This is a genomic window from Streptomyces viridochromogenes DSM 40736, assembly GCF_000158955.1.
Lineage (GTDB): Bacteria > Actinomycetota > Actinomycetes > Streptomycetales > Streptomycetaceae > Streptomyces > Streptomyces venetus.
Genome location: NZ_GG657757.1, coordinates 3,592,554 through 3,607,749 on the forward strand (window position 1 = coordinate 3,592,554; position 15,196 = coordinate 3,607,749).

The 15,196-nt window shown below is 70.2% G+C and carries 10 protein-coding genes and 1 tRNA gene; 6 read left to right on the plus strand and 5 right to left on the minus strand.

From position 1 onward, the window contains the following. Window positions 1-174: 174 nt before the first annotated feature. Both SSQG_RS15640 and SSQG_RS15645 read left to right on the plus strand, forming a co-directional pair. Window positions 175-1,188 carry a hypothetical protein gene (locus SSQG_RS15640; RefSeq protein WP_244299141.1) on the plus strand — a complete coding sequence of 338 codons (1,014 nt, stop codon included), beginning with the start codon at window positions 175-177 and terminating at the stop codon, window positions 1,186-1,188. After that, window positions 1,188-1,760, plus strand: coding sequence for a GNAT family N-acetyltransferase (locus tag SSQG_RS15645; protein WP_003990760.1), 573 nt, complete (start codon window positions 1,188-1,190; stop codon window positions 1,758-1,760). The genes SSQG_RS15640 and SSQG_RS15645 overlap by 1 nt, the downstream gene beginning before the upstream one ends. A gap of 220 nt (window positions 1,761-1,980) precedes the next feature. Here the strand turns inward: SSQG_RS15645 and SSQG_RS15650 are convergent. Then, window positions 1,981-2,064: transfer RNA gene (locus SSQG_RS15650), tRNA-Leu, on the minus strand. Between the two features lie 416 nt (window positions 2,065-2,480). Between SSQG_RS15650 and SSQG_RS15655 the strand changes: the two genes are divergently transcribed. Then, the gene (locus SSQG_RS15655; RefSeq protein ID WP_003990761.1) at window positions 2,481-3,251 is read left to right on the plus strand and encodes an ABC transporter ATP-binding protein; all 771 of its coding nucleotides are present in this window, start codon (window positions 2,481-2,483) and stop codon (window positions 3,249-3,251) included. A 38-nt stretch (window positions 3,252-3,289) separates the two neighbouring features. Further along, window positions 3,290-5,824 carry an ABC transporter permease gene (locus SSQG_RS15660; RefSeq protein ID WP_003990762.1) on the plus strand — a complete coding sequence of 845 codons (2,535 nt, stop codon included), beginning with the start codon at window positions 3,290-3,292 and terminating at the stop codon, window positions 5,822-5,824. 69 nt (window positions 5,825-5,893) lie between these two features. On the opposite strand, the gene SSQG_RS15665 is transcribed toward SSQG_RS15660, so the two are convergent. From SSQG_RS15665 to SSQG_RS15680, 4 genes are all read right to left on the minus strand, one after another. Beyond that, window positions 5,894-7,201 carry an SAM-dependent methyltransferase gene (locus tag SSQG_RS15665; protein WP_039932824.1) on the minus strand — a complete coding sequence of 436 codons (1,308 nt, stop codon included), beginning with the start codon at window positions 7,199-7,201 and terminating at the stop codon, window positions 5,894-5,896. Between the two features lie 60 nt (window positions 7,202-7,261). Beyond that, window positions 7,262-11,971, minus strand: a complete 4,710-nt coding sequence (locus tag SSQG_RS43450; protein ID WP_052310290.1) for a tetratricopeptide repeat protein — start codon at window positions 11,969-11,971, stop codon at window positions 7,262-7,264. A 130-nt stretch (window positions 11,972-12,101) separates the two neighbouring features. Next, complete coding sequence (locus SSQG_RS15675) at window positions 12,102-12,443, minus strand: trypco2 family protein (RefSeq protein ID WP_086025096.1); 342 nt, start codon at window positions 12,441-12,443, stop codon at window positions 12,102-12,104. Between the two features lie 282 nt (window positions 12,444-12,725). After that, window positions 12,726-14,138, minus strand: coding sequence for an NAD(P)/FAD-dependent oxidoreductase (locus tag SSQG_RS15680; RefSeq protein ID WP_078506858.1), 1,413 nt, complete (start codon window positions 14,136-14,138; stop codon window positions 12,726-12,728). 516 nt (window positions 14,139-14,654) lie between these two features. Here SSQG_RS15680 and SSQG_RS15685 point away from each other — a divergent pair. Beyond that, the gene (locus tag SSQG_RS15685; RefSeq protein WP_003990767.1) at window positions 14,655-14,927 is read left to right on the plus strand and encodes a type II toxin-antitoxin system Phd/YefM family antitoxin; all 273 of its coding nucleotides are present in this window, start codon (window positions 14,655-14,657) and stop codon (window positions 14,925-14,927) included. After that, window positions 14,924-15,193: a type II toxin-antitoxin system RelE family toxin gene (locus SSQG_RS15690; RefSeq protein ID WP_003990768.1), complete on the plus strand. Its 270-nt coding sequence runs from the start codon at window positions 14,924-14,926 to the stop codon at window positions 15,191-15,193. The genes SSQG_RS15685 and SSQG_RS15690 overlap by 4 nt, the downstream gene beginning before the upstream one ends. Window positions 15,194-15,196: the final 3 nt, after the last annotated feature.

Consider the following 15,196-nt stretch of genomic DNA (forward strand, 5'->3'; position numbering starts at 1 on the left):
GCCCGTCATGTCCGCCGCTGGAAACGCGAGGTGCCGCCGCCGACACCGCGGGCCCGGACATGGACAGTCATCCATGCCATGTTCGGCGTGGACCCCCTCGAGCTTGGTTTCCCCAACCGGCCTGCCGGTGTCACCTTGAGAGGAGCAACGCTCCTCGCGCAGGAAGGCACCAGCGTGCACCGACGGGCATTCCTCTCCGACTCCATCGGCGCCGCCGCCGCCGTCACCATGCCGCCCCGAGTAACCACCACCACGCCGCCGAGCAGCACGGGCGCAGTCGGCACCGCCCACGTGCTGGAGCTGCGGGAAGGCCTCCGCTCCCTGTACCACCTGGACGATGCGTACGGCGGCGGCGACGTCCTCTCACTGGCCGTCAAGCACCTGCGCCGCATCCGCCGCGTCATCAACACCCGGGAGTACCCCGACACCATCGGACGGCAGCTACGCCTCCTCGCCGGCGAAACCGCCGAGCACTGCGCCTGGCTGCACTACGACGCCGACGACCAGGACGGGGCCAACTCCTACTGGGGGGAGGCCCTGACCACCGCCACGATGGTGCGCGAGGCCTCACTGGAGATCCTCGTCCTCGCCTCCCTGAGCATGCAGGCCAGCTACACCGGACGGCCCCGCGACGGCTACGACCTGGCCCGAGCAGCCCAGGAACGGGCAGCCCGCTACGGCTCCCCCGTCCTGCAATCCCTCATCGCCTCCCGCGAAGCCCGGGCCCTGTCCCTCCTCCGCGATGACTCCACCGCCCGCAAACGCCTGGCGGAGTCGATGCGCCTGGTGGAGCGGGCAGACCGCGGGCGCCCCTCCCCTGACTGGGCCGCGTTCCACGGCCACGCCGAACTCGACTACGCCCAGGGCCTGCTGTACACGGAGAGCGGCCACCACCACCGCGCCGTCGCGTTCTTGCGGGCAGCCCTCGACCACCAGGACCGCACATACGGCCGCAACCGCGCCCTGTACCGGCTCACCCTCGCCCGGAGCCTCGTGAGCTGCGGCGAGGTCGACGAAGGAGCAGCCCAAGCCATCGAGAGCCTGGGCCACCTGGAAGAAGTCGAATCCGGGCGGGTACTGCGTCGCCTGAGCGAGGTCGTGGACCTCCTCGGCGACGTCGACGCCGTCTCCGCGCGCCAGGCCGCCGAGGAGCTGACCGAGTACGTGCAGGAGAGGAAGGCCGCGTGATGCCGGAGCTGACCTACACACGGCATGAGGGCCAGGACGCCGCCGATGCCCTGGACGTATTCCTGCCGGCGTACGAGGAGATCTACGCCGAACCGCCCTACCTCGAGGGCCCCAGGGACGTCGCCGACTTCATCGAGCACTACGCCGCCCAAGCCAAGCGCCCAGGCATGCGCCTGGTACTCGCCCACGACGGCCCCGACGTCGTCGGCTTCACCTACGGCTACTACCTCGCCCCGGACACCCGCTGGTGGGCCAACATCCAGGACGTCCAGCTCCCGCCCGAGGAGACACGCGAGGACGGCCGACGTACGTTCGTGATCATCGAACTCGCGGTGCGCAGGGCCTGGCGCCGCCGCAGGGTCGCCGCCACCCTGCACAACGTGCTCCTGGAGGACGTGCACGCCGAGCGCGTCACCCTCACCGTACGGCCCGAACCGGAGGCCGCCCCCGCCCGCCAGGCCTACGAGGCATGGGGATACCACCGCGTCGGCACCTCCCACCCCTGGGAAGACGCACCCCTGTACGACTGCATGGTGCGCCACCTTCAGCAAGCCCCGCCCGCCGCACCCTGATCACCGTACGGGCGTTGTCAGCCCCGCCCGTACCTTGGCGCCTCGCCCAACTCCCCCCGGCCCTCCAGGCACTGCGTGCCGCCCTGCCTGGAAGTCGATCGCGGCGGGATGAGTTCGCGTAGTGAAGAATATTTCACTACGATCAGGTTTCCGACGGCATGCGCCCGCTGTCAACGGGCATGCCGTGAACTCTTCAATGAACCATGCAGGGGTCGGAAGGTGCCCGGAGCCGGACTCGAACCGGCACGCCCGCGAAGGGGCAGCGAGGTTTAAGCTCGCCGTGTCTGCATTCCACCATCCGGGCAGGCCATGGGCTCCGCATCGAGGTTCCGAGACTATCGGGACGGGTCCCCCGAACAGCGGAAGGGTGGGCCGATGTTGTCTTATTTTATTGACGTCTGAGGGTGCATCAGCACTCGGAACGCGCCATCCGCACTTGCCAATAGCCTTCCGTGCGGCGCTCGGCTACGTATACGGAATGACGGAATTTCACCGTCTGAACGAGGGCACTCCACCTGTTCTTGACACAGGATCGGTCTGGTTCCCGACACCGGGCCCCCTCAGGGACGCCCGTCATCCCCAGGTATGACATCGCCTCTCGCGGTCAGACCGAAGTCGGCCTTCGGAACCGGGACTACGGGTGACTACACGACGGGTGGGCAAGCGGACGATGGATTCACGTCCGTCCAGAACACCGTCGTCCCGACAGGAGAGTCATCCGTGACCACCGCATCCCTCGCCGACCGGGCCACCACCGTGGCCGCGCGCGCCACGGATCTGTCCAAGATCTACGGGCAGGGTGAGACCCAGGTGGTCGCCCTGGACCGGGTCTCCGTCGACTTCCGGCAGGCCGAGTTCACCGCGATCATGGGTCCGTCCGGCTCCGGCAAGTCCACCCTGATGCACTGCGTGGCGGGGCTGGACACCTTCTCCTCCGGGTCGGTGCGCATCGGCGACACCGAGCTCGGCTCGCTGAAGGACAAGCACCTGACCAAGCTCCGCCGGGACAAGATCGGCTTCATCTTCCAGGCGTTCAACCTGCTGCCAACCCTGACGGCCCTGGAGAACATCACCCTTCCGATGGACATCGCGGGCCGTAAGCCGGACAAGCAGTGGCTGGACTCCGTCATCACGATGGTCGGTCTGGCGGACCGGCTCGGTCACCGGCCCTCGCAGCTGTCCGGCGGTCAGCAGCAGCGCGTGGCCGTGGCGCGGGCGTTGGCCTCCAAGCCCGAGATCATCTTCGGTGACGAGCCCACCGGCAACCTCGACTCGCGCTCCGGCGCCGAGGTGCTGGGCTTCCTGCGCAACTCCGTTCGGGAGCTGGGCCAGACGGTGGTGATGGTGACGCACGACCCGGTCGCCGCGGCCTACGCGGACCGGGTCGTCTTCCTCGCGGACGGCCGGATCGTCGACGAGATGTACCGCCCGACGGCGGAGACGGTCCTGGACCGCATGAAGGCCTTCGACGCCAAGGGCCGCACCAGCTGATCCCCCGTCAGGACCGACAGGACTGAGAAGAAGAACCCATGTTCCGAACCGCCTTGCGCAACGTGCTCGCGCACAAGGCCCGGCTCCTGATGACCGTGCTCGCCGTGATGCTCGGCGTGGCATTCGTCTCCGGCACGCTGGTCTTCGCCGACACGCTCTCCAACGCCTTCCGCAACCAGTCGGCGAAGAGCTACGACGACGTCGCCGTGGCCGTCACCTCGTACGCCGAGAAGGACGACGCCGAGAAGGAGCCCGGTCTCTCCCGGAAGACCCTCGACGAGATCGCCGCGGTGGACGGCGTCGGCGCCACGTACGGCCGCGTCGACGGCTTCGCCGGTGTCGCCGACCCCGACGGGAAGCTGATCGGCGTCGGCTGGTCCAACAAGGGCTCCAACTTCGCCCCCGGCAAGGGCGGCAAGGACCCCGCCTACACGTTCACCGACGGCTCGGGCCCGGTGAAGGACGATCAGATCGCCCTGGACAGGGACTCCGCGGCCAAGGGCGACTACCAGGTCGGCGACCGGGTCCGGGTCGCCACGAACGGGCCGGTGAAGGAGTACACCCTCAGTGGTGTGTTCACCACCGAGGACGGCGCCGTGAACGCCGGCGGCAGCCTGGTCCTCTTCGACACCGCGGTCGCCCAGAAGCAGTACCTCGAGCCCGGTTACTTCCAGAGCGTCACCGTCACCGCCGCCCCCGGTGCGTCCGACGCGAAGATCCTGGACGCGGTCAAGCCGCTGCTGCCGGACACCGCCGAGGCGAAGACCGGCCAGGCCCTCGCGGACGAGCAGGCCGAGGAGATCGAACAGGGTCTGGGCAGCCTCAAGCAGGTCCTGCTCGGCTTCGCGGGCATCGCGCTGTTCGTCGGGGTCTTCCTGATCTCCAACACCTTCACCATGCTGGTCGCCCAGCGCACCAAGGAGATCGCGCTGATGCGCGCCGTCGGTGCCTCGCGCAGGCAGATCACCCGTTCGGTGCTCGCCGAGGCGGCGTTGGTGGGTCTGGTCGCCTCGGCGATCGGCTTCGTCCTCGGCATCGGGCTGGCGGTCGGTCTGCGGTCCGGGATGGCAGCGTTCGAGATGAAGATCCCGGACGGTCCGCTGATCCTGTCCGCCACGCCGGTGCTCGCGGCGCTCGGCGTCGGTGTGCTGATCACGATGTTCGCCGCCTGGCTGCCCGGCCGCCGGGCCGCGAAGATCCCACCGGTGGCGGCCATGAACAGCGTCCACGCCGCGGCCACCACCAAGTCGCTGGTGCTGCGCAACTCCATCGGGGCGGCCGTCACCGCCCTCGGCGCGGCCGGCATCGTGCTGGGTGCCTCGTCCGGCGGTGACGACGGCCGGATGTACATCGCGGCGGGCGCGTTCTTCGCCCTGGTCGGTGTGATCATCCTGATCCCGCTGCTGTCCCGGCCCGTGATCGCCATCGTCCGTCCGCTGCTCGTCGGCCCCTTCGGGGTGTCCGGCAAACTGGCCGGCCAGAACGCGGTCCGCAACCCGCGCCGTACCGGGGCCACCGCCTCGGCGCTGGCGATCGGGCTGACGCTGGTGACCGGCCTGTCGGTGCTCGGTGTCACGGTGGGCACGGCCATCGACAAGACGACCACGGACAACATCAAGGCCGACTACATGGTCTCGATGGCGAACGGCCGGGACCTCGACCAGTCCGCGCTGACGGCGCTGGAGAAGGCCGAGGGCGTTTCGGCGGTCTCGCCCCAGCAGAGCGTCTACTTCCAGGCCGGTGACGAGGACTTCGTATCCGCTTCGGCGGTCACACCCGGCGATGTCGAGCAGGTCCTGAACGTCGACGTCGTCAGCGGCGACATCGGTTCGCTCGCGAAGGGGAAGATCGCGGTCGCCGAGAAGACGGCCAGGAGCAAGGGCTGGAAGCCCGGCGACACCGTCCCCGTCACCTTCAACGACGAGAAGAAGGGCACGCTCGAGGTCGGCGCCGTCTTCAAGGACAGCGAGTTCCTCTCCCCCGTCCTCGTCGACACGAAGGTCGTGAAGCCGCACGAGGCGCGGCCGTCCATCCAGCAGATCTTCGTGAAGGTGGACGGCGGCCAGTCCTCGGCGCACGAGAAGGTCCTGACCGACGCGCTGGGCGACAACCCCGCGATCAAGGTCATGGACCGGCAGGACATCCGCGACGAGTTCGGCGGCATCATCAACACCCTGCTGAACATCATGTACGGCCTGCTGGCGATGGCCCTGATCATCGCCGTGCTGGGTGTCGTCAACACCCTGGCGATGTCGGTCTTCGAACGGCAGCAGGAGATCGGCATGCTGCGCGCGATCGGTCTCGACCGGCGCCGGGTGAAGCGGATGGTGCGGCTGGAAGCCGTGGTCATCTCGGTGTTCGGCGCGATGGTCGGCATCGGTCTCGGCTCGTTCCTCGGCTGGGCGATCGGCGAGACCTTCGCGGACCAGATCCCGGGCTACGCGCTGGTCCTGCCCTGGGACCGGATCGGGATCTTCCTGGTGCTGGCCGGCCTGGTGGGCGTCCTGGCGGCGATGTGGCCGGCCCGCAACGCCGCGCGGCTGAACATGCTGAACGCGATCAAGGCGGAGTGAGCAGTCCCGCCACGCCGAAGGGCCGGACTTCCCTCGACGGGGAGTCCGGCCCTTCGGCTTGCGTCCGGGTCAACTGCGCTCGGACTCGGTCCACTCGCGGGCGCGCAGCGGCAGGCCCGAGGTCCCCGACTCGGGGGTCCGCACGGCCAGGACCTGGTTGACGCCGATGCGGTTGCGTTCGAAGGCGACCGCGGAGGCGGCCATGTAGAGGCGCCAGACGCGGGCGCGGCCGGGGCTGGTGAGCCGCGCGGCCCGCGCCCAGTCGGTCTCCAGACGGGTGACCCACCGGCGCAGGGTGAGGGCGTAGTGCTCGCGGATCGACTCGACGTCACGCACCTCGAAACCGGCCCGCTCCAACTGGGTGACGGTGCTGCCGACGGGCTGGAGCTCACCGCCCGGGAAGACGTAGGAGTCGATGAACGCGTCGACGCTGTACGTCGTCTCGTCCCGCTGCGGGCGGCGGGCGATCTGGTGGTTGAGCAGCCGCCCGCCGGGCACGAGCAGCGCGTGCAGGTCGGTGGCGTAGTCCAGGTACCGCTCCGCGCCGACGTGCTCGGCCATGCCGATGGAGGAGATGGCGTCGTAGGGCCCGTCGCGGACGTCGCGGTAGTCCTGTACGCGGATCTCGACCTTGTCGGTGAGGCCCTCGTCGGCGACGCGCTTGCGGGCGTAGGCGGCCTGCTCCTGGGAGAGCGTGACCCCGACGACGGCGACGCCGTGCTCGCGGGCGGCGTGCAGGGCCATCGAGCCCCAGCCGCAGCCGACGTCGAGGAGCCGCTGACCGGGCTTCAGGCCGAGCTTGCGGCAGACGAGTTCGAGCTTGTCGTGCTGGGCCTGTTCGAGGGTGCTGTCCGGGGTGGGCCAGTAGGCGCAGGAGTACACCATGGACGGGCCGAGGACGATCTCGTAGAAGTCGTTGCCGACGTCGTAGTGGTGGCTGATGGCGCGTCTGTCGCTGCGCTTGGTGTGCAGGTGGCGGCGAGGGCTGCGGGCCTCCTCGGGAGGCGGGGCGGGCGGCAGCGGGCTCCCGGCGAGCTTGACGAGGCCGCGTACGGCGGAGCGGACCTCGGGGTCGCGCAGGGCCTGGGCGAGGGTGCGGGCGTCCTCGCCGCGCTCCCAGACGAGACCGGCCAGCAGGTCGAGGGTGGCGTACAGATCGCCCTCGATGTCGAGATCGCCGGCCACCCAGGCGCGGGCCAGGCCGAGTTCGCCCGGTTTCCACAGCAGGCGGCGCAGGGCGCGGCGGTTGCGTACGACCAGGGTCGGCGCACCCGGAGGACCCGCCTGCGAACCGTCCCAGGCGCGGATGCGCACCGGGAGCGGCGCTCCCAGCAACTGTGTGAACAGGCCCTGCAGCCGCGGCGCGGCGTCTGCCATGGTGTACACCTCCGTGACGAGAATCCCGGAATGTCCAGCACCACGTAAACACCGTAGGGCTCAGCCGCACTCCCCGGCGCGCGTTACATCTGGGCAAAAACGCTCCTTTGCCTCCCATCCCGACCGACCGGGCGCGGCCCCACCGGCCAGCCGCGCGAAGGTGTCCCGCACAGAGTCGAGGTACGGCGCGACGAGGCCGGGCTCCTCCTCGGCGAACGCTTCCCACACCGGAAGGGCTTCTTCGATGGCGCTCCTGGCTTGCTCCGTTTCGGTGTCCGAGACCAACCGGCTCCTGGCGTACGCGTACAGGGAGAAGGCGAGGTTGTCCGTGTGGGCGGTGCGGTGATCCGCGACCAGTCGGCGGCTCAGGTCGACCGCCCGCGCGGTGGCGTCCAGCGCCTCCTCGTACCGGCCGGCCTCAGCCAGGCGGAGGCCGTGGTCCGGCAGCGCCCAGGCGAGGAGAGTGTTGTGGGTCAGCGGATCGGATTCCACCAGCCGCTCGCTGATCGCGACCGCCTCGCCGGAGATCGTCAGGGCCTCCCCGCACACCAGCGGGTCGGCTGCCGACAGCCGGGAGAGGGTGGTGAGCGACCCGGCCGACAGGGCTTCGTACGCGGGGTTGATCCGGGCCAGGTCGCGGGCGACACCGACGGCCCGTGTGACGAGGGACAGGCCTTCGGCAGCCTCGCCCTGATCCGCCAGGCAGAGTCCCAGAGCGTGGAGAGACACGTGACGAAGGGTCTCGCGCAGGTCTGTGCGGGGCAGTTCGCCGCAGACGCGGACGGCCCGCCGGAGGGTGTGCCGGGCCTCCTCCCGTCCGGCGGTGTGCTGAAGGACGCCCAGGGTGCACAGCGCTTCGGCGAGGAGTGGTCGATGGGTCTCGTCCTGCTGTGCCGGACCGCTCAGCAACTCGACCGCTTCTTCGGCGACCGGCAGTGCCTCCCGGCGCAGCCCCGCCCTCATCAGCGTCGTCCCGAGCGTCGCCAGGGACAGGGCGAGCTGCGGCAGCTGCCGGGTGGGATCCTCTTGTGCCGGCCCGCGGCGGACGGCTACGGCCTTGCGCAGGGCGTCCACCGCCTCGTCGTGGCGGTGGGCGGCGGAGAGCTGACTGCCGAGGAGGTGCAGCTGGTCGGCGTATGCCGGGCGCTGGGCCGCGTCGTCCTGGTCCAGCAGGCGCCCGCGGATCCCGACCGACTCGGTCAGCGCCGTCAGAGCCTCCTCCGTGCGGCCCACTCTGTACAAGACTCCCCACCGCGCGGACAGGGCAGTGGCGAGCTGCGGTTCGTAGAGGTCCGGGTCGTCCTCGACCAGACGGCGGTAGTGTTCCACCGCCTCCTCGGCCACGGGCACGGCCTCCTGCTCACGTCCCAGGTCGCACAGACAGCTCATCTTGTTCATCAGGGCTGTGGGCAGGGAGGGTCGTGCGCGGCCGGTGGAGCCGCTCTCCATCAGGTCGCGCTGGATATCGGCCGCCTCGTTCACCGCCGCCAGGGCCGCGTCGGGGCTTCCCGTCGTGCTCAGCAGCAGGCACAGGTTGTTCAGAGCCGACGCCAGGTCGTGCCGAAACACCCCCGGTTGCCGCTCGGCCAGCCGGCGGTGCAGGGCGACCGATTCCCGCTGGGTTTCCAGTGCCTCCTCCTGCCGCCCACTCTCCCGCAACTGACTGGCGAGGGTCATCAGGCTCATGGCGAGATCGGCGGTGAACCTGTCCGGTTCCGCCTCGGCGAGGCTCCGGTAGCGGGCGGCCGACTCCTCGGCGGCTGTCAGAGCCTCCTCCACGCGCCCTGTGTCGTGCAGTTGGTTGGCATAGGTGTTCAGCGCGTTGGCCAGCTGGTGGACGAACGCCTTCGGGTCCTTCTCGGCCAGACTCCGGTAGAGGCTGACCGCTTCGGCAGCCGGTTGCACGGCCTCGTCCGGCCGCCCCACGCCGTCGAGGTCGATCGCCAGGGAGTTCAGGCTGAGGGCGAGGTCGGCGCGGTAGGTGCCGGGGCGCTCCTCGGCGAGCCGGCGCCGGATCCCGACCGCCTCGTGTGCCGCCTTCAGCGCCTCTCTGGGGCGGCCCATGAGGTGCAGGCAGATGGAGTGCGTGCCCAGCCCCATCGCCAGGGCGGCACGGTAGGCGTCAGGTCGCCGCTCGGCCAGCGACCGGTAGACGCCCACGGCCTCTTCGCTCGCCGTCAGCGCCTCCTCGACGCGCCCGCACTCCTTGAGCCAGGTGGCGTGGTCGTTCAGGGCCGCGGCCAGGCTGGGCCGGAACTCGTCGCCGTGTTCCTCGACCAGGCCGCGGCGGATCCCGACCGCCTCCGCGATCGACGTGAGCGCCTCCTGCGGACGCCCCAGCTCCGCTTCGGCGGTGGCGACGGCCTCGAGGCCGTGGGCCAGGAGGTCCTTGGGGTCTCCGGCGTCGGAGGCGGCCGACGCGCGCAGGATGCGTACCGCCTTGGCAGCGCGTTTCAGAGCCTTCTTGCGCCGCCCCAGCTTGCTGAGCATGACCGACAGGTTGCGCAGGCTGGTGGCATGGTGGGCGCGGAACGCCGCCGGGTCCTCCTCGGCCAGCCGCTTGTAGAGGCGTACGGCTTCGGCGGCGGCCTCGTACGCCTCCCGCCTGCGGCCCATGTCACCGAGGCGGCCGGTGAGCCGGCGCAGCGCCAGGGCCAGTTCAGCCCGGTGTTCCGGGTCGTGCTCGGCCTGTGCGCGGTGGATCCCGACGAGCCGCTCGGTCACGTTCAGCGCCAACGGGGCGAGCGTGTGCGTGGGCCGCGGCAGACGCTCGGCCAGAGGGCCCAGCTCGCCTGGCGTCGCCGCGCACTCCTGGGCGATCCGCTCCAGGGCACCGACCAGCGGTTCCGGCCGCTCCACCCGGGTGGCGACGTCGATCGCGGCCTGCGTGAGCACATCGTGGCGGCTGACGCAGAGGTCGGTGAGGGGGCCGTCGAGGAGCCCGTGGTGGGCGGGGTGGGCGGCGGCGCGCGTGTAGACGGTCAGCATCTGTACGCGCTGCGCCTCGGTCAGGGCGCCGGCGCTCCGGTCACCCGGAGGCGTGCCTGTCCCGAGCAGTGCCTTCGGGAGACGTCGCCTGGTCAGCAGTTGCCGGCCGACGAAGTACTCGGCCAGTCGGTCCGGCTGGAGCGTCCCCCAGTGTCTCCCTTCACCCGGCGGGTAGAGCCCGGCGATCAGGGCGCTGACGTGCTCGCGTTCCGCGTCCGCGCCGGCCAGCGGGGGCACCCGGCGCAGCAGGTCGTCCGCCTGGCAGTCGTCGTCTGCGCCGCACAGGAACGCCGCGGCCAGGGCCTGGGAGAGCGTTTCCCACGGGAGCTTCGCACCGCGTCGTTCGCTCTCGTTCTCCCAGTAGCGGATCTCGTGGTCCAGCAGCCGCTCTTCCACGGGTGCGTCGTCGGTCTCCCTCGCCCTGGCACGTACGGGCCGGTCCGCGGCGTCCAGCAGGTCGGCCAGGACGGTCATGTGGAGGGTGAGCGCCACGTCCATGCCCGGAGCGTTCAACCGGCTCTCCGGCGGTCCGGACAGGCCCTCGGCCACCCGTTCCCACTTGCGCAGTCGCTGCCCACGCACTTGGTGCAGGGCCCGGGAGAGGGCCTGCACCGCCTGTGCGTACGCCGTGGCACGGTCAACGGTGTCCAGTGGCTCGAGCTCGGTCACGGCGGCCGTGTCCAGCAGCTCCTGGCTCTGGCGCCGTGCCCTTCGGGCCGACGTCCACCAGTCGCCCCTGGTGCGCGCGAGCAGGAGCAGCTTCAACGGCGTGGCAGTCGGGTGCCGCAGGAGGACGTCCAGGAGAGCGGTGAGCTGCTCGGGACGGGTCTCGGCGTAGTCGATGATCACCAGCAGAGGGACGGCCGCGTCCCTGAGTTCCGCCAGGTCGCCGATCGGGGCCTGCCCGGACAGCCACAGCACCGACCAGCGGGAGCCCTCCTCGCCGGTCAGCCGCTCGGCCAGCTGGTGAGCCAGGCGGGTCTTGCCCTGTCCCGCCGGTCCATGGATCAGGCGCACGCCGAGGCCGGGGTCGGCGCACCAGTTCAGCAGTTCGTCCAGCAGTCGGGTACGGCCCCGGAACGGTACGACCGCGCGGTGTGCCTCCAGGAGGGCGGCGGGGGATCCGAGCAGGCCGTCGCGCGTCGGCGCCGGCGGGGGTTCGGGCAGGGTCTGCCACTCCACGGGTTCCAGGAGCGTGCTCAGCCCGTGCTCCGCCAGGACCGCACGGAAGCGCTGGTCCGCCATCAGGACGTAGGCGGGTGCCGCATCCAGGCGCGTGTGGGTGAATCCGCCGAAGTCGGTGGAGATCACCCCGGTGAGGAGGGCACCGCAGAACATGGGCGCGCCCGACAGGCCGGCCCACGGTGAGGCGGGATGGCCGTCCGGGCCGACGCGGGGCTCGACGCGTTCGGTGACCCGCATGAGGTAGCGGTTGTTGACGGAGCGGTCCGCCCTGTTGACGGTCCCCTCCAGGTGCAGCAACTCGGCCACCTGGTCACGCTGCACGACGCTCGGCAGACCGCGCGTCTCACACCCTACGGCCGGCCGGTGGGTGACCAGGTGGCCCCACCGCACCGGCCTCCCCGGCCAGGGCTGTTGTCCCTCGGCCGGGTACTGGCCGTCGATACGGAGCAGGGCCGCGTCGTCCCGTCCTCCCGGCGTCCCCCGCCAGACCACCGTCGCCGGGTACTGCCCGGGTCTGCCGGGGTGGAAGAAGGTGACTGTCCCGCCCGGTTCGGGCACGACATGCCCGGAGGTCAGCACCAGTCGCGGCCCGACCACATAGCCCGATCCCCTGCCCGAAGGCCCGTCCACACCAACGACGAGGTCACCGTTCACGCCATCCCCCACTCGCCCATACGTACGTTCCTCTCCACCGCTGGAGAGGTGACAGGTCCCGCTGTGAGGAACGTCAGTTCTGGATGCGCCCGGACACGTCGCCCGGGCCCGGGAACGCCGACCGGCGCTTCTCGGCCACCAGGATGTCCTCCCGGCCGTCGCCGCTCTTCGGCGTCAGCGTCACCGTCACCCTGTGCGTGCGCCCCCGCGCGGCACCCGCTTCGGCGTCACCGGACACCACCCATGCCTTGAAGCCGGCCTTCGCCCGGGCGTCCTGGCGCAGTTCGACGCTGAACTCCAGCTCTATCGGACCCACTCGAAAGGCGAGGTCCTGCCCGGCGCCGCGCGTCACGGCTTGCACCAGTTCGTCGCGCAACGCGGCCACCGCGTCCGCGAGTTCCAGTTCCAGCTTCATGCCCACCCCGTTGTGATCGCCCGAGCCCCCCGGGCGCACGTGCGCGCCGGTGTCACGGCGCGGGTGCGCCGGGCGAGTCCCCCCCTGAAGTCGTGACACACCGTACACGTGCGGGGACTTACGGACACGGCGTTCTTCGGAAGCCGACACCCCCCGGTGCAACGGCGCCGCGCGGTGCCGCGGGAACGAGGGCCTTGGCCGGTGCGCCGGGAACACACACCGAAGGGGCCGCCCGCACCACGGATGGCGGGCGGCCCCTTCGGGGAGGTGCGTGACCGTCGGTCAGGAGGCCTTGGCCTTCTCCTCGGTCTTCTCCGCAGCCTTCTCCGCGGTCTTCTCCTTCGGCGGCGCGGCCACCGGGGCCGGCTTGGCGGCCTCGTAGAACTCCTCGCGCGGGGTCTCCATCGCGCCGAGGGAGACGACCTCGCGCTTGAGGAACATGCCGAGCGTCCAGTCGGCGAAGACGCGGATCTTGCGGTTCCAGGTCGGCATCGCCAGGCCGTGGTAGCCACGGTGCATGTACCAGGCGAGACGGCCCTTGAGCTTGATCTTCATCTTGCCCATGACGATCATCGCGACGCCCTTGTGGAGGCCGAGACCGGCCACCGCACCCTTGTTGGCGTGCGAGTAGTCCTTCTGCGGGAAGCCCCGCATGCCGGACAGGACGTTGTCGCCGAGGACGCGGGCCTGACGCAGCGCGTGCTGGGCGTTCGGCGGGCACCAGGCGTTCTCGTTGCCGGCCTTGCGGCCGACGAGGTCCGGCACCTGGGCGTTGTCGCCCGCGGCCCAGATGTAGTCGGTGCCCTGGACCTGGAGCGTCGTCGCGCAGTCGACGTGGCCGCGGGGCCCGAGGGGCAGGCCGTAGCGGGACAGGACCGGGTTGGGCTTGACGCCGGCGGTCCAGACGATGGTGTTGGAGTCGACCTCGAGGCCGTTCTTCAGCACCACGTGGCCGTCGACGCAGGAGTCCATGGAGGTGGACAGGTAGACCTCGACACCGCGGCCCTCGAGGTGCTCCTTGCCGTACTTGCCGAGCTTGGGACCCACCTCGGGGAGGATCTTGTCGGCGGCGTCGACGAGGATGAAGCGCATGTCCTCACGGGACACGTTCTTGTAGTACTTGGAGGCGTCCCGGGCCATGTCCTCGACCTCGCCGATGGTCTCCGCACCGGCGAACCCGCCGCCCACGAAGACGAAGGTGAGGGCCTTGCGGCGGATCTCCTCGTCGGTCGTGGAGTCGGCCTTGTCGAGCTGCTCGAGGACGTGGTTGCGCAGGCCGATGGCCTCCTCGACGCCCTTCATACCGATGCCCTGCTCGGCGAGGCCGGGGATCGGGAAGGTACGGGAGACCGCGCCGAGCGCGACGACGAGGTAGTCGAAGGGCAGCTCGTACGCCTCGCCGACCAGCGGGGCGACGGTGGCGACCTTGCGGTCCTGGTCGATGGTGGTGACCCGGCCGGTGAGAACCTCCGCCTTGGGCAGCACGCGTCGCAGCGGGACGACGACGTGGCGCGGGGAGATGTTGCCGGCGGCGGCTTCCGGGAGGAAGGGCTGGTAGGTCATGTACGACCGGGGGTCGACGACCGTGACGGTCGCCTCGCCGTAACGCATCTTCTTGAGGATGCGCCGAGCTGCGTACAGGCCTACGTACCCACCGCCTACTACGAGGATCCTGGGACGCTCCGTGGTGCTCATGCCATCGAGTATCCACCCGCCTCAGGGGGGTGGCTCGTGCGCCCCTTCACAAGCTCCGACATGGGGTGTGTTATCCTCCGCCGCTCGCGTGATCCATGTCATGGTGACAACCGGGATCCTTTGTGCAGCGCGGACCGTTGTCAATGCCGCGTGAGCTGCCTCTCTGGCCCGGCGAGGGCTCCGTGAGGTGTCGTCGGAGCACCGTTCCGGACCCTCTCCGACACACCCCCTTATCACGCTTCTGAACGCGTTCAAGGGCCGATTGGGCCCCCAGATGGGTCAACCGCCCCCTTGTTGTCGCTCAGGAGGGCCGAATTCCTTGTGAAGAACTTCACGAACTTTTCCGACGGGCTGTCTCCGAGGGGCCCGTGCGAGCCCCCCGGAGACGCTCATTCGTGATCCATGCCTGCTCAGAAGCGGCCTGAGCCGGCGACCAGCCGATGCCGTCGAGCATGGCTCGCGAACGCGACTCCCTGAATCGAGTCGCGTGTACACGCTAATGCGTACACTGGTTTCATGACTGAGAACACCGTGACCGTACGGGAAGCCCGCGCGCATCTCGCCGACCACATCAACCGGGCCGAGGAAGGCGTTCCGACCGTCATCACGCGCAACGGCGCTCCGGTGGCAGCCGTAGTCCCGATCGCTGACTTCGACGCACTGGAGGAAGCGGCCGACGTCATGCTGGCGCGCGAAGCCGAAGCAGTTCTGGCCGAGGGCGGCCCCACGGTAACGATGGCGGAACTGCTGGCAGACCTGTTCACCGAGCGCAACGGCGATGCGGCGTGAAGTACGCCTTCCGGTTCACCACGGCGGCGCAGCGGCAACTGCGGGCCATCAGCCGGCTCGACGCCATGCGCATCCTGACCGCGCTGACCGCGCTCGGTGACGACCCGTACCGCGAGGACGCCGACGTCAAGAAACTCACCGGTCCGTCCGGGCTCTACCGGCTGAGGGTCGGAAGCTACAGGGTCGCCTACCAGATCAACGATGGTGAGCTGGTCATCCTCGTCGTCAAGGTGGGCGACCGGCGGGACGTCTACCGCAACCTGTAGGGC

Excerpts from the sequence above, each read along its gene's own strand:
- SSQG_RS15680 (WP_078506858.1), bottom strand. The coding sequence starts at position 14,138 with ATGAGCACCACGGAGCGTCCCAGGATCCTCGTAGTAGGCGGTGGGTAC.
- SSQG_RS15685 (WP_003990767.1), top strand. The coding sequence starts at position 14,655 with ATGACTGAGAACACCGTGACCGTACGGGAAGCCCGCGCGCATCTCGCC.
- SSQG_RS15675 (WP_086025096.1), bottom strand. The coding sequence starts at position 12,443 with ATGAAGCTGGAACTGGAACTCGCGGACGCGGTGGCCGCGTTGCGCGAC.
- SSQG_RS15645 (WP_003990760.1), top strand. The coding sequence starts at position 1,188 with ATGCCGGAGCTGACCTACACACGGCATGAGGGCCAGGACGCCGCCGAT.
- SSQG_RS15660 (WP_003990762.1), top strand. The coding sequence starts at position 3,290 with ATGTTCCGAACCGCCTTGCGCAACGTGCTCGCGCACAAGGCCCGGCTC.
- SSQG_RS15665 (WP_039932824.1), bottom strand. The coding sequence starts at position 7,201 with ATGGCAGACGCCGCGCCGCGGCTGCAGGGCCTGTTCACACAGTTGCTG.